At 47.6% G+C, this 15,069-nt stretch carries 13 protein-coding genes, 1 tRNA gene and 1 pseudogene; 4 read left to right on the plus strand and 11 right to left on the minus strand.

Annotated features, from left to right (window positions below):
• Window positions 1–22: 22 nt before the first annotated feature.
• From yjdI to ghoT, 4 genes are all read left to right on the plus strand, one after another.
• Complete coding sequence (yjdI, locus tag HUZ68_RS01620) at window positions 23–253, plus strand: 4Fe-4S mono-cluster protein YjdI (RefSeq protein WP_000371704.1); 231 nt, start codon at window positions 23–25, stop codon at window positions 251–253.
• A gap of 11 nt (window positions 254–264) precedes the next feature.
• Entirely contained in the window at window positions 265–537 is a 273-nt protein-coding gene (locus HUZ68_RS01625) for a GNAT family N-acetyltransferase (RefSeq protein WP_000405647.1), read from the plus strand.
• Between the two features lie 226 nt (window positions 538–763).
• The gene (gene ghoS / locus HUZ68_RS01630; protein WP_000398619.1) at window positions 764–1,060 is read left to right on the plus strand and encodes a type V toxin-antitoxin system endoribonuclease antitoxin GhoS; all 297 of its coding nucleotides are present in this window, start codon (window positions 764–766) and stop codon (window positions 1,058–1,060) included.
• Window positions 1,061–1,087: 27 nt separating this feature from the next.
• The gene (ghoT, locus tag HUZ68_RS01635) at window positions 1,088–1,261 is read left to right on the plus strand and encodes a type V toxin-antitoxin system toxin GhoT (protein WP_001173343.1); all 174 of its coding nucleotides are present in this window, start codon (window positions 1,088–1,090) and stop codon (window positions 1,259–1,261) included.
• Between the two features lie 118 nt (window positions 1,262–1,379).
• On the opposite strand, the gene lysS is transcribed toward ghoT, so the two are convergent.
• From lysS to dcuA, 11 genes and pseudogenes are all read right to left on the minus strand, one after another.
• Window positions 1,380–2,897 carry a lysine--tRNA ligase gene (lysS, locus tag HUZ68_RS01640; protein ID WP_001295087.1) on the minus strand — a complete coding sequence of 506 codons (1,518 nt, stop codon included), beginning with the start codon at window positions 2,895–2,897 and terminating at the stop codon, window positions 1,380–1,382.
• Between the two features lie 236 nt (window positions 2,898–3,133).
• Window positions 3,134–4,591 (minus strand): dipeptide/tripeptide permease DtpC, encoded by a 1,458-nt coding sequence (gene dtpC, locus HUZ68_RS01645; RefSeq protein WP_023308599.1) that lies wholly within the window; start codon window positions 4,589–4,591, stop codon window positions 3,134–3,136.
• 58 nt (window positions 4,592–4,649) lie between these two features.
• Window positions 4,650–6,797, minus strand: a complete 2,148-nt coding sequence (gene cadA / locus HUZ68_RS01650) for a lysine decarboxylase CadA (protein WP_001295383.1) — start codon at window positions 6,795–6,797, stop codon at window positions 4,650–4,652.
• Between the two features lie 79 nt (window positions 6,798–6,876).
• A complete protein-coding gene (gene cadB, locus HUZ68_RS01655) occupies window positions 6,877–8,211 on the minus strand; it encodes a cadaverine/lysine antiporter (protein ID WP_000092909.1) in 1,335 nt (444 codons plus the stop codon).
• A 365-nt stretch (window positions 8,212–8,576) separates the two neighbouring features.
• Window positions 8,577–10,115 carry a lysine decarboxylation/transport transcriptional activator CadC gene (gene cadC / locus HUZ68_RS01660; RefSeq protein WP_033814921.1) on the minus strand — a complete coding sequence of 513 codons (1,539 nt, stop codon included), beginning with the start codon at window positions 10,113–10,115 and terminating at the stop codon, window positions 8,577–8,579.
• A 259-nt stretch (window positions 10,116–10,374) separates the two neighbouring features.
• Window positions 10,375–10,534 (minus strand): annotated as a pseudogene (locus tag HUZ68_RS25000) (tyrosine-type recombinase/integrase); the annotation flags it as partial.
• A gap of 197 nt (window positions 10,535–10,731) precedes the next feature.
• A tRNA-Phe gene (locus tag HUZ68_RS01665) sits at window positions 10,732–10,807 on the minus strand.
• 106 nt (window positions 10,808–10,913) lie between these two features.
• Window positions 10,914–11,489 (minus strand): transcriptional regulator, encoded by a 576-nt coding sequence (locus HUZ68_RS01670; protein WP_001188520.1) that lies wholly within the window; start codon window positions 11,487–11,489, stop codon window positions 10,914–10,916.
• A 36-nt stretch (window positions 11,490–11,525) separates the two neighbouring features.
• On the minus strand, window positions 11,526–13,223 hold the full coding sequence (gene dsbD, locus HUZ68_RS01675; RefSeq protein ID WP_033815124.1) for a protein-disulfide reductase DsbD: 1,698 nt from the start codon (window positions 13,221–13,223) through the stop codon (window positions 11,526–11,528).
• Window positions 13,199–13,537 (minus strand): divalent cation tolerance protein CutA, encoded by a 339-nt coding sequence (gene cutA / locus HUZ68_RS01680; protein ID WP_000883400.1) that lies wholly within the window; start codon window positions 13,535–13,537, stop codon window positions 13,199–13,201. The genes dsbD and cutA overlap by 25 nt, the downstream gene beginning before the upstream one ends.
• A gap of 115 nt (window positions 13,538–13,652) precedes the next feature.
• The gene (gene dcuA / locus HUZ68_RS01685; protein WP_000961959.1) at window positions 13,653–14,954 is read right to left on the minus strand and encodes an anaerobic C4-dicarboxylate transporter DcuA; all 1,302 of its coding nucleotides are present in this window, start codon (window positions 14,952–14,954) and stop codon (window positions 13,653–13,655) included.
• Window positions 14,955–15,069 lie beyond the last annotated feature (115 nt).

Below are 15,069 nucleotides of genomic sequence, written 5' to 3' on the forward strand. Positions count from 1 at the left end.
TACTGATGAGAGAGGGAAGGTCATGGATCAGGCGCTACTGGACGGGGGTTATCGCTGTTATACCGGCGAAAAGATCGATGTCTATTTCAACACTGCGATATGTCAGCATTCTGGCAATTGCGTACGTGGCAACGGCAAGTTATTTAATCTCAAACGAAAGCCGTGGATCATGCCGGATGAAGTCGACGTTGCCACTGTGGTGAAAGTGATTGATACGTGCCCGAGTGGTGCGCTGAAATACCGTCATAAATAAGCGAGGGTAAAATGGAAATACGCGAAGGCCACAATAAATTTTACATTAATGACGAACAAGGCAAGCAAATCGCTGAAATTGTCTTTGTGCCGACCGGAGAGAATTTAGCAATTATAGAACATACCGATGTCGATGAAAGCCTGAAAGGGCAAGGGATCGGTAAACAGCTGGTTGCGAAAGTAGTGGAAAAAATGCGTCGGGAAAAACGAAAAATTATCCCACTATGCCCATTTGCGAAACACGAATTTGATAAAACGCGGGAGTATGATGATATTCGCAGTTGATGGAAGAGTACAGAGCCACGATATTTTTCATGCTCTCCGCGGAGTGATGCAGGAGAGCATCTGAAGGGTAGGGGGATGCACAAAGAATGGGCAGAGAGCGCGTTTTTTTGTCCCAAGTCATCCCCTTTACTGAGCAAAAAAAAGAATATCTCCTATATGAGAATCATCAATCGGGGTTAATAAGTTTTGCGTCCCCAGAGCGTTCAATATTGATAGGAGTCATATTATGGAAGGTAAAAACAAGTTCAATACTTATGTTGTTTCTTTTGATTATCCATCATCTTATTCCTCAGTGTTCTTAAGGTTAAGATCATTGATGTATGATATGAATTTCTCCTCTATCGTGGCTGATGAATATGGGATACCACGACAATTGAATGAAAACTCCTTCGCAATAACGACATCGTTAGCCGCAAGTGAAATCGAAGATTTAATCAGGCTTAAATGCTTAGACTTACCGGATATTGACTTTGACCTCAACATTATGACAGTTGATGACTATTTCCGTCAGTTTTACAAATAGCCAGGAAGGATAAGAAGAACATAAAAAATGGCACTATTCTCTAAAATATTAATTTTTTATGTGATTGGTGTGAACATATCCTTTGTCATTATCTGGTTTATCTCACATGAGAAAACACATATTCGTTTACTTAGTGCATTCCTGGTCGGAATAACCTGGCCAATGAGTCTGCCTGTGGCATTACTTTTTTCTCTCTTTTAGGAGCTGTAGTTGAGTGGACCCGCTGGTTATCTTGAAACGAAGCGTCTCTCCTCAAAACTGGATTTGCGGAACGATGAACGAAGCAGTCGCCTGACTGCTTCGTTCATTAAAGTGAAATTTATTTCTGTGGGCGCATCGCCGGGAAGAGAATAACGTCACGAATAGTATGACTGTTTGTAAACAGCATAATCATTCGGTCGATACCAATACCCAGACCAGCGGTTGGCGGCAGACCATATTCCAGCGCAGTCACGTAATCTTCGTCATAGAACATGGCTTCGTCGTCACCTGCGGCTTTAGCGTTAACCTGTTCCTGGAAACGTTCAGCCTGATCTTCTGCGTCGTTTAATTCGCTAAAACCATTACCGATTTCACGACCACCGATGAAGAATTCAAAACGGTCGGTGATTTCCGGGTTAACATCATTACGGCGCGCCAGCGGGGACACTTCTGCCGGATATTCCGTAATAAAGGTTGGCTGAATCAGATGTGCTTCTGCCACTTCATCAAAGATCTCCGTGACAATACGTCCCAGCCCCCAGCTTTTCTCTACCGTAATTCCGATAGATTCAGCTAATGCTTTAGCAGCATCAAAATTATCCAGGTCGGCCATATCGGTTTCTGGACGATATTTTTTGATTGCTTCGCGCATGGTGAGTTTTTCAAACGGTTTGCCGAAATCAAACACATGCTCGCCATAAGTGACTTTAGTGGTACCCAGAACCTCTTGTGCCAGGGTGCGGAACAGTGACTCTGTCAGTTCAATCAAATCGTGGTAATCCGCATACGCCATGTAGAGTTCCATCATTGTGAACTCAGGATTATGGCGAACAGAAATACCTTCATTACGGAAGTTACGGTTGATTTCGAATACCCGTTCAAAACCGCCTACAACCAGACGTTTCAGATACAGCTCCGGCGCGATACGCAGATACATATCTAAATCCAGAGCATTATGATGGGTAATAAATGGGCGAGCAGATGCCCCACCTGGAATTACCTGCATCATCGGGGTTTCTACTTCCATAAAGCCGCGCGCGACCATGAACTGACGGATAGCGGCCAGAATTTTTGAACGGACAACAAACGTTTGACGGGATTTATCGTTAGCGATGAGGTCCAGATAACGTTGACGATAACGGACTTCCTGATCCTGCAGACCATGGAATTTATCTGGTAAAGGACGTAGTGCTTTAGTCAGCAGGCGCAACTCAGTACAGTGAATGGAAAGCTCACCCGTTTGCGTCTTAAACAGCGTACCGCGGGCACCGATAATGTCACCCAGATCCCATTTTTTAAACTGATCGTTATAAACACCTTCTGGCAGGCTATCTCGTGCGACGTACAGTTGAATACGGCCACCGACATCCTGCAACGTTACAAAGGAGGCTTTCCCCATGATACGACGGGTCATCATTCGGCCAGCAACCGAGACTTCAATGTTTAAGGATTCCAGTTCCTGGTTATTCTTCGCATCAAACTCTTCGTGCAACTGGTCAGAGGTATGGTCGCGGCGAAAATCATTGGGAAACGCCACACCTTGCTGACGTAGTGCCGCCAGTTTTTCGCGGCGATTTCTCAGTTCATCGTTAAAATCAATAGCCTCATTGGCTCCCCGTGTTTCTTGTTCAGACATTTTGGTTCCTCTAAATCCAGCTTTCAATTTAGCGTAGATAAAGAGACAGATCGGTACACTGTATTATCTGCCTCGACTATTAATAACTCAGTTTATCTTATCGAAACTAACGCTTACCTCAAGTTGATATCACTAATAAATAACCATCAAAATGGTTTAAATGACTTATTAATCTCGATTTACTAGTGTGATAAACTGAAAGTTAATTTATTCATAACCAATTGTTTTTACGACAGTTAATCGTTGCTCTCCTGTACCATATTCGTCGGCGTGCTAAACAGGAAACGGGTAGCAAAGGCCAATACGACGATGATCGCGACACAAGCCAACGTCCACTCTCCCATCTGAGAAAAGAATCGCTGGTAAGCTGCAATTGCCATACCGCTAATTTGCGACTCTGTCGTCTGCTGTGCCACTACGCCTGCCAGCCAGTTGGCGACCGCGCCTGTTGCCAGCATATAAATCCCGGTTAATACGCCAGACATTTTCAGACGCGTGATTTGCGCAATCGCCACCGGGTCAATAAAGAGTTCGGCAAAGCCCATTAGCGCCAGCCCGGATATCATCACGCCCATTGACGCTTGACCGCCAGCCGCTGCATGTCGGGCATCAAATGCCAGCAACATAAAGCCACAAGCCATCAGAAGTAAGCCAAAGGCAAACTTCAGCCAGACGCGCAATGTTGAGTTGCCGCGGCTTTCTGGCGATGCCAGCCAGGCCAGTACAACCCCAGCGAGCATCACCGCAATTGCATTCACCGACTGGAATAGTGCTGTAGGTACTTCAATATTGAATGCCTGACGATTCACAAAGCGATCGATAAACAAGCTGATGGTACTGCCGCCCTGTTGTGCCAGTACCCAGAACAATGTCCCGACAAACATCAACAATACAATTTGCCAAAGAGCACGGCGGTGTTCGGGGAATTTGATCATCATGCGGGCAATGATTTGTGCGGCAATGAGGCAAACGATCGCCAGCAAATATCCCGACCAGTCGTTCTCCAGCAGCAGGGTAAAAAATACTGGGGCTAAACAGAGCATCACCACTAACCAGCTCCATACTGGTAAGGCAAATTTGACGCTAGTGAGCGCTTTTTTATCCATACTACGCGTGGACTGGAAATGACGATGTCCGCTTAAGAAAATCAACAAACCGATAAACATGCCGCCACCCGCAAGGGCAAAGCCAACATGCCATCCATACCACTGAGCAGCCAGGCCGCAGGCGATGGGGGCGGCGATAGAACCGATATTGCCCGCAGCATACAGCAGCGAAAAACCGCCATCACGTCGATGATCGTTCTCGTCGTAGAGCTCGCCAAGCAAACAGCTGATGTTTGATTTGAATAAACCGTAGCCACAAATAATGATTGCCAGCGCCAGATACAGGCTAAAGGTTGAATTTGTATCAATGCCCAGCACCACATGGCCAAGGGTCATTAACAGCGCGCCGGCAATCACTGCAGTGCGGTTGCCGAGCAGGCGGTCGGCAAGCCAGCCGCCGAGAATAGGGGTAACGTAAACCAGAGAAGCATATGCGCTGAACAGGCTGATGGCATGGTTATCATCAAAACCAAGCTGATGGGTGAGATAGAGAATGAGTAAGGCACGCATGCCGTAAAAACTGAAGTACTCCCAGATTTGGATCGCCACGATATAGTATATCGCGCGCGGCTGTGAGGGTGTTTTCATGTGTTCTCCTTATGAGCAAAAAAGGGAAGTGGCAAGCCACTTCCCTTGTACGAGCTAATTATTTTTTGCTTTCTTCTTTCAATACCTTAACGGTATAGCGGCCATCAGCCTGACGGTATGCACCGTGAATATCGGTTTCAAAGCCCGGATAGTGAGCGCCGATTTCACACAGCATCTGCAGGAACTCCAGAACCGGACGGCTTTCTTCGGTGATCATTTCACCCGGCATTACCAGAGGAACTCCCGGCGGATATGGAAGGATCATATTGGCGTTAATACGACCTACCATTTCGTCGAGGTAAACTTCTTCGGTCATACCGTGCAGCTCTTTCTGGAATGCAGCATACGGAGTCATTACCATTGTCGGCAGCACTTCAAATGCGCGATACATCAGATCCGGCAGATTGTGGTGAACAATCAGTTTGTGGATATTCTGAGCCAGTTCCTGAATACGCATGTTTTCATAGAATTCAGGATCTTCACGATACAGAGACGGCAGCATGTTTTTCACACGCAGGTTCAGGTCGAACGCACGTTTGAAGTCAGTCAGAGCACGCAGCAGGCTCAGTGCTTTGGTCTTATCGATACCGATGCTGAACAGGAACAGCAGGTTATACGGACCGGTTTTCTCAACAACGATGCCATGTTCGTCGAGGTATTTCGCCACGATGCTGGCCGGAATACCAAAGTCGCTCATGGTGCCGTCTTTTTCCATCCCCGGAGTCAGCAGGGTGACTTTGATCGGGTCAAGATACATGTGCTCGTTATCGATGTTTTTGAAGCCGTGCCAGGTGCTGTCAGAACGCAGCGGCCAGCATTCAGTCGTATCGATATGATCCGGCTGCCATACATCAAAGAACCAGCCATCAGATTCCGTTCTCAGACGTTTGATCTCTTTACGGAATTTGATCGCACGTTCAATGGAACCGTTGATCAGACGCTTACCTGCATTGCCTTTCATCATCGCCGCAGCGGTTTCAGTGGACGCCACGATACCGTAGTGCGGAGAAGTGGTGGTGTGCATCATGTAGGCTTCGTTAAAGGTTTCTTCGTTTACGTCACCTTTAACGTGGATCATGGAAGCCTGAGAGAACGCCGCCAGCAGTTTGTGAGTGGACTGGGTTTCGTAAATCACTTTCCCTTCCACACGGCCACCGCTCATACCACATTTACCTTCGTAAATCGGTGAGAAGTTGGTGTAAGGCACCCACGCGGAGTCAAAGTGGATGGATTTCACATCCAGTGTTTTCTTGATGAAGTCGGTGTTGTACAGCAGACCATCATAGGTAGAGTTGGTAATTACAGCATGTACCGGCCAGGTTGCGTTTGGTGTTTCTTTCACGCGCTTAGCAATGGTAGCGTGCTGGAATTCACTCTGTGGGATACCACCAAGAATACCGTAAGCGTTACGGGTCGGGCGGAAATAGATTGGCGTAACATCGCTCATCATCATCAGGTGGGTCAGCGATTTGTGGCAGTTACGGTCAATCAGAATGGTGCTGCCTGCCGGAGCAGAGTACATACCAACAATTTTGTTCGCAGTGGAAGTACCGTTGGTCACCATGTAGCTGCGGTCTGCGTTAAAGACGCGAGCGATATACTGTTCTGCTTCTTTGTGTGGACCACTGTGATCCAGCAGAGAACCCAGTTCAGATACTGAAATGGAAATATCAGATTTCATGGTATTCGGACCAAAGAAATCATAGAACAGGCTACCTACCGGGCTTTTCTGGAATGCAGTACCGCCCATGTGACCAGGAGTACAGAAAGTATATTTACCTTCACGAACATATTTAAACAGTGCTTTAGTCAGCGGAGGCAGAATAGTGTTGATATATTCGTCAGTGGTCTGCTTGATCTTGTTAGCAATATCTTCAGCAGCACCCAGCGCATATTCAAAGAAGCTAATCTGTAAACGCAGGTCATTCAGGCTTACATCGAGAGTGGAATACGTATTAGCGAACGCGTACAACGGCAGGTTCTCGTTCATTTTGCTAATTTCTTCGCACAGCTCGAGATTATATTTATCCCAGTCAAAAATAACGCCGCACAGACGCGCATTGTTTTCGATCAGTTTTAATAAGTCGTCACGGTCGTTCGGGTAAACAATCTGGAAGTTCAGACGTTCAAGCGCGCGATGAAGTTCACGGATGGGTTCTTCTTTAAAATAAACCCCCATGTGATTCAATATTGCAATAACGTTCATAGTCATATCTCCAGGTAAAAAAGGCCCCTCCCAACACATGGGACAAAATGAAAGGAGGAGCCTCGGAAAATACTTTTAATTAATGTGCGTTAGACGCGGTGTGGTTATCCATTGAGTGGCTCTGGCGCTCGTGCATTTTGCGAGCGTAGAACATCAGGATAATCAGGCTGACGATGAAGGTACCTGCCAGCTCGAAGGAGCTTGCGCCCATCAGCGCGATGAAGCAGAACACGCAACCCAGTACAGAGCAGATCAGGCTGACAAAGTTGCGGATGTTAACGCCTTCAAAACGAATCAGGTCAACGCAAGAGTAGAAGTACGGCAGCATAGTCAGCAGTACTGCGATACCGGTCAGTTCACCGAACAGGTCAGATGCTTTACCACCGGCAGAGTTCATCAGAGTGATGAGGATCATCAGGGCAGTCATTTTCACTGCAGCCAGCAGCAGACCTTTTTTCGGAATACCGTTGCTGTCGACTTCACCATAAACTTTCGGGAAGTTACCGTCGTTAGCGGCACGTACACCTGCCTGGCCTACCAACATCATCCAGGAGCCCAGAGAAGTCAGGCACGCAAAGGCGGTGAATGCAGAAACCAGCGGCGCAGCCCAGTTACCGAGGATAGTTGAAGCACTGATTGCAAACGGAGCACCGGAAGCCGCCATTACAGAAGACGGATACATACCGGAAAGCACCTGAGTCGCAGCGATGTAAACAATACCTGCTAAACCAGTACCCAGCATGGTTGCCAGCGGAACGGTACGTTTCGGGTTTTTAACCATACCAGTACTTACAGCTGCGGATTCAACACCCACGAAGGCCCAAAGGCAGAGCAGAATACTTTTAATGATCGCATGACCATCAGTGGTATCCGCAGTATTCCAGTTAGCTGCATAAGTTGCCGCATCAAACCAATGCCAGCCAACAATAGCAGTCATCACCACAGGAATAAGAACCAGCACCAGACCAATAGTGGTTAAACGGCTTACCCAAGTACCGCCGAGCATATTTACAAAGGTAAATACCCAGACGATAGCAATACAGGCGATACCCGCCGGAACAGGATCATTTAATACTGGGAAGAAGGTGGAAAGATAAGATACAGCGGTAATACCAATCGCCAGGTTACCAATCCAGTTAGCATGGTAATAAAGAACACCTGTCTGAAAACCAAATGCAGGAGAAATTTCTCCGGCATAAGCAATTGGGCCACCTTGTTGCGGGTTTTTTGTTGCCAGTCGGGCATATACATACGCCAGCGACATTGCACCAATAATAGAGATAATCCAACCCCAGATAGCAATACCACCGATACTTGCTAGGTTCGCAGGTAATAATGCAATACCGCTCCCCATCATATTACCGGCAACAACACCGGTACAGGCAAATAGCCCGATCTTCTTGGCAGAACTCATGCTCTTCTCCTAATTTCATTTTTGAATTTGGAGTCCGGGTCATGATGTATAACTATTTCCTGACCAGACCAAACTGGCGATAAGATTACTCACGAAAAAAGGATTAATCCTAAAGATTAGGTGAAATAACACAAAAGTTTCTGTAAGTGAGAACTTGAGGTTTTTTATTAACACATCAGGATCGCAAGTTGATATCATGAAAAGATAAACATTCAATGTTTACAATAGATTGCGTGACGTCTTCTAGTTAAATTTATGTAATAAAAATTATGCGGCAAATAAATTGCCGCAACATATTATACCAACAGGAACATACAAAAACTCAACAACAAATATTCCCGATCATGAATCAACCCGGGGGTTACTTATTCTGAAGCGAGAAATTTGTCGAGATAAGGTACAACATAAGGAACAGAAGTCTGGAATATACCATTTTCAATCCAGTAAAGGGTGTTTGCCCCTGGGCGTAAATTAAAGGCGGTGAGATATGCATCAGCCGCTTCCCGGTTCATCCCCTTCATTTCATAAACCTTGCCAAGCAATACATAATTTAGCCAGGACATTTCAAGATCAATGCCAGTATTTATCGCCTGGTAAGACTCATCTGTTTTACCTTTTACCAGAGCACTGACCGCTTTTATTTGATATATAATGGACAGGTTATTCAATTCCGGTAGTGTAACAATGTTATCTATTTCTGTGTTCAGTGCTGCTAATTGTTTTTCATCTAAAGGATGTTGAGAATGGCGCACGATATCAACTAATGCTTTTTCTGCTCTCGCGTAGGTAAATTCTGGGGATGATTGAACAATCTCACCTAATAATTCACTGGCACGGTTCAATGATTTATCATCGCCATGCAGTAAATAATCATGTGCCTGATAAAAATTAGTTAATAACGCACCACGATGAGGCAAAATTTGCTGGAGCGTCTCCTGCATTCGTTGTGGCCACGGTTGGTTTAACGCTTTTGATAAACTCTCCAGTAAATCATTTTGAATCGCCAGCTGATTACCGTTAGTGATGACATAACGTTTATCCAGCATGGTTGAACCATCTGCATTGTCTACTAATTTTATCGACATAAAGCATTGTTGAGCACGGTATTGGCGCTGATTAACAAACGCAATAGATAATGTTTTACCGGAACTGCTCGGTTCATCAATGTTGTAGTTGATTTTGTCATGCACCATAAAGGTGGAGAAGGTGTTAAGTGATGTCGCCACCAAATCACCCACGCCTATCGCGTAAGAGAGCTGATACGGGGAACTCCAGCTGTTACAACTTTTATTTACCATATTAATGTCAATATCGCGTGGATTGAGCAAAATACGCGATTTGCTCATCGGAAGACGTGTATCAAGACTTGAAAACGCTACCAGTGCTACACAGATACCTAACGACAACAGGAAAAAAAACCATACCCAAAAGGTAGTGAATCGTTTGCTTTTAACTGGGGATTGTTCAGGTAGCGTTGCGGTGTTTTGAATGTTAAGACTGTGGGAGGGAGAATCTGTGGCAGGAATCGCCTCTGGTATAGGGGGAGGCGAAGATAGCATTATTTCCTCTCCCTCTTCTTCGCTGTACCAGATAACCGGCACCATTAATTTATAGCCGCGCTTTGGTACAGTAGCGATATAGACAGGACTATCTTCATCATTATCTTTTAATGACTTACGTAGTTCTGAGATACTCTGCGTCACAACGTGATTGGTGACAATACTTCTCTTCCAGACATTATCGATAAGTTCATCCCTGCTAAGTACTTCGCCACTGTGTTGAGCAAAGAAAACCAGAAGGTCGATTAATCTCGGCTCAAGGGTAAGTTGACGCCCATTGCGGCTAATTTGGTTTATGGACGGAGTAACAAGCCATTCGCCAACGCGAACTACAGGTTGTTGCATAATAGAAACTCATTCGAAAAGGGAATGATGCAATGATAATTGCCACAACCTATTTTTACCATCTATAGATGGGTTTATTTACATATTATTGGTGAATGCAAGACGTTATTTTTACCAGCCATAAACTTCTTGATTACATAGTATTACGAAAGGATTTTACTGAGAACCAGAAGTAATATTCCTTACCATCAAAATTCATCATCTTTGCCAAAGAAAAATGTTCAGAAAATAATCCATGGAAAATTGTCCGGAGCGCTTACTATTTTAATGGATTGTTAGTCTTTGCATGAGCAAGCGGACTGATACATTTCTCTTTGTTCTCATTCAGAAAATCTCATCAGTCGCCGTTCAGACCGGTGTTGTGCTTTATGGATGCGTTACGCTCCTGATGACGTCATTTGACGTTCAACAGCATCACGGGGTCGCACGACATTTCACGTCAGTTAGTGCTATCGCTCAGGAACAAATTTTCCCGAATTGGGATATGCCCGCAAATTGCTGGTGATGTGGGGAGAATCTGGTTGAGTTCGGTAGAATTGATTTGGAGGCAGAACGCTTAAATCGTGGCGTCTTGAAACGAAAAACGGACCTCCGTGGAGGTCCGTTTATATGAATTTGGTGCCCGGACTCGGAATCGAACCAAGGACACGGGGATTTTCAATCCCCTGCTCTACCGACTGAGCTATCCGGGCAACGGGGCGCATTAAACCGTAATCTGCACATCTCGTCAACCTAATTTCAGTAAAAGCGATTCAACTGCTTAAGATTGCGGCAAATCGCTTCTTTTCTGTGTTTCTGTCAGGTCAATGCGCCACCCTGGCGGCAGCGGGCGAAGCGCAGGATATCTTCCGCCAGCCGATGTGCAGTGTCGACATCCGCCTGGCTACGATTCACCAGCATTCGGCTTAAACAGCCTTCCAGCACCAGTTCCATCTGCTTTGCTACCATCGCCGGATCGTCAACTTCCAGCGTGGTTAACAGTTCGTGGGTGAAATCGTAGGCCGCGCTTTTTTGCTGATCGGCCAGTTGATGAATAGGGTGGCCAGGATCGGGATAAAACGTACAGGCAGCGATAAACAGACAGCCCGGATAGCGGTTGTTTTTAACGCACTCCGATAACGCCTGATAACGTGCCAGCAACTTTTGTTCGGCGGTTTGCGTTTCGTCCAGCATCAGCTGACGACGCCAGACATCTATCTGTTGGCTAAGATAACGCAGCGCATCGTAGAGGATTGCCTCTTTGTCTGGCCAGAAGCGGCGCAGCTCGTCCAGTGGATAATCCACACGTTCAGCAACCATCTCCAGCGTGGTGTTGGCAATCCCTTGTAATTCTAATAATTTCAGGGCTTCTCCCAGTACATCTTCACGTTGCACGCTATTTTCCTCCGTCTTTCCCACTGCAAGTGTCGTTCACGGTTGGCGATCGCGCAAATGTGCGCTGAAGGTTTCAGCATCCATAAAGCCCGTGACGCGTGCTTGTGGATGCTCCTGGCCTTGTCCGTCAAAAAAGAGAATTGTCGGTAGACCAAGGACATTAAGATACTTTAACAGCGCCACATCTTGTGCGTCGTTGGCCGTGACGTTGGCCTGAAGTAAGACCGTGTCTGCTAACGCTTTTTGCACCTGCGGGTCGCTGAAGGTGTATTTCTCAAACTCTTTACAGGCGACGCACCAGTCGGCATAAAGATCTAACATCACCGGTTTGCCGTTGGCTTCAACGAGCGCCTGATTTAACTCATCTACCGTTTTGATTTGTGTAAAGTTGAGATGCGTCTGAGTTTGCGCGGTATGCGTCGCACCAAATGCCCAATCCTGAAGTGGGCGCACGCTAACCAATGCCGCTGCCAGCAGGATTATTTGCACCACGCGCATCCAGCCGCGTTTGGCCTGTAGGCTGGTGATAAAGGCCCAGCCAAAGAATGCGACACCCAGCGCCGACCACAAGCGCAATCCCCATACATCACCAATCACTCGCTCCAGCAGGAAGACCGGCAGTGCGAGGATCACAAAACCAAACGCGGTTTTGACTTGTTCCATCCACGGGCCGCTTTTCGGCAGCAAGCGGTTACCAAAGACGGTAATTAGCATCAGCGGCAGGCCCATGCCCAACGCATAGAGATAAAGCGTGCCGCCGCCCAGCCACATGTTCCCGCTTTGGGCGATATACAGCAGAATCGCGCTAAGCGGTGCGGTGGTGCATGGTGAACAGATCAGTCCGGCAATCGCCCCCATAATAAACACTCCGCCGGGTGAGCCGCCCTGTTGGCGATTGCTCATCAGCGTGAGGCGCGTTTGCAGCGAGGAGGGGAGTTGTAGAGTAAACAAGCCAAACATTGACATCGCCAGCAAGGTAAAGACGATGGCGAGGCCAATGAGCACGTATGGGTGCTGTAGCGCCGCCTGGAACTGTAACCCTGCGGCGGCAACTACCAGACCCAGCGCCGTGTAAGTCAGTGCCATCCCCTGCACATAAATAAAGGTCAGCAACAATGCTCTGGCAGTGGAGAGCCGCTGTTTACCACCCAGCACGATGCCAGAAATCAGTGGGTACATTGGCAGCACGCATGGCGTAAAGGCGATACCAATACCGATCAACAACGCCCAGAGCGCGGAAAAGGGCAATTGCGCGGTGGGCTGCTCTTGCTGCGGAACAGACACAGGCTGTGACGCTGCGTTGTTGGCGACCACTTCGCTTAACGGAACGGTTTTGGTTTCTGGCGGATAACAGAAACCGGCATCAGCACAGCCCTGGTAGGTGACTGTTAACGTCGCTCCCGCACTCGCCTGGTTGATGGTTACGGGAAGCGTCAGCCGATCGCGGTAAATCTCGCTTTTGCCGTAAAACTCATCTTCATGCCAGACGCCTTGCGGCAGCTGCACGTCGGCAATTTTCGCGTGTTCCGGCGTAATGCGGATCTGTTTACGGTAGAGGTAGTAACCGTCTTTGATCTGCCAGGTCAGATTAAGGTCATGTTGGTTTTGCTGAAAATCAAAAGCAAAGGCTTGATCCGCGGGGACAAATTGTGAACGTCCCGGCGCGTCGAATAATCCGGCAAAAACGGAAGTGCTGCAAAGTAGCAGGATCAGCGTAAAGATGCGTTGAGCCATGAGAGGTAATCTGTGTCTCCGTGTGTAACAGGTAAAACCAGAAGTTCCGGGGTTTGATATGGATGATGAGACTTCAGGCATTCCAGCAGTGCCTGCTGGTGAGATACGGTAGTTTTTAAAATCATCTGCACTTCGTATTCTTGCTCCAGCTTACCTTCCCAGTAATAGAGAGAGGTAGCGCCGGGGATCAAGGTCGCGCAGGCCGCCAGTTTTTCCGCCAGCACTTTGGCGGCTAAATCCTGGGCTGTCGCTTCATCCGGTGCGGTACATAGCACCACGACAGACGCGGTATTCGAACTTTTTTCATCAAGCATAAACACCTCGCAAGAACAGATGGAACCGCAAGAGAGAGGTCACTATACAACGGACGGGGGAAGGATGTTAGTCGGCGGGAAAGAAAGCGGGGCGTGAACGCCCCGCGATTGGTCATTACAGCATGAAGCTACCCAGCACGAAGCCGAAGCAAACGGCCAGGGCAACACCCAGAGTACCCGGGATGAAGAACGGATGGTTGAAGACGAATTTACCGATACGGGTAGTACCCGTGTCATCCATCTGTACCGCAGCAACCAGCGTCGGGTAGGTCGGCAGAATGAACAGACCAGACACCGCAGCGAAAGAAGCAACAGCGGTCAGCGGAGAAACGTTCAGTGCCAGAGCCATCGGCATCAGTGCTTTTGCGGTTGCAGCCTGAGAGTACAGCAGAGCAGAAGCAAAGAAGAAGATGACGGCCAGCAGCCACGGATGACCCTGAATCACTTCACCAGCGGTATCTTTGATCCAGTCGATGTTGTTGGAAACGAAAGTATCGCCCAGCCACGCAACACCCAGGATACAAATACAGGCGCTCATACCTGCTTTGAAGGTGCTGGAGTTGAGGATGTTGTCGGTATCGACTTTACAGATAACGGTGGTCAGAGTTGCAACGCTGAGCATGATGATCAGGATTGCGTTGGTGGTGTTCATCAGCGGTTTTTCAACCAGACCCATGCTTGGGCTGTTGATGATTGCATAGATAACCACGCCAACTACGCCCAGCAGGAACAGCCAGACGGACGTTTTTGCACCGGATTTGATTTCAATCTGCTTTTCACCGCGCAGTTCAACCAGGCCCTCTTCCAGACGCTTGCGATAAATCGGATCGTCAGAGAGTTTGGAGTTGAACAGCATAGTGACCAGGAAGGACATCACCAGAACCGCCAGCAGGGTGGACGGGATGACCACGGAGAGCAGATGGAGGTAGCTGATGCCATGACCTTCCATCACGGAAGACATGTAAACCACTGCCGCTGAGATTGGCGATGCGGTGATCGCAATCTGCGCGGATACCACTGCAGTAGACAGCGGACGGCAAGGTTTAACGCCTTGTTCCTTCGCAACTTCAGCGATAACTGGCAGTGTCGCCAGAGAGATGTTGCCAGTACCAGCAAAGATAGTCAGGAAATAGGTCACGATCGGTGCGAGGATCGTGATGTATTTCGGGTTACGGCGCAGCAGCTTTTCTGTCTGATGAACCAGATAGTCCAGACCGCCAGCAACCTGCATGGCAGAAATAGCGGCGATAACCGCCATGATAATGGAAATGACATCGAACGGGATGTTACCGGGTTTAACGCCAATAGCGGCAAGAACCAGCACCCCCAATCCGCCTGCAAAACCAATACCTATTCCCCCCAATCTGGCGCCCAAGAAGATCGCCAGCAAAACTATGATGAGTTCTACAACTAGCATATTAGCCTTCCTTGTTTTTTAACAAGTTGATATTAGATTGTTATTTTTAAGTTACTGCTCACAAGAAAAAAGGCACGTCATCTGACGTGCCTTCTTTATTTGTACTACCCTGTAC

This window comes from Shigella dysenteriae, assembly GCF_022354085.1.
In the GTDB taxonomy this organism is placed as follows: domain Bacteria; phylum Pseudomonadota; class Gammaproteobacteria; order Enterobacterales; family Enterobacteriaceae; genus Escherichia; species Escherichia coli.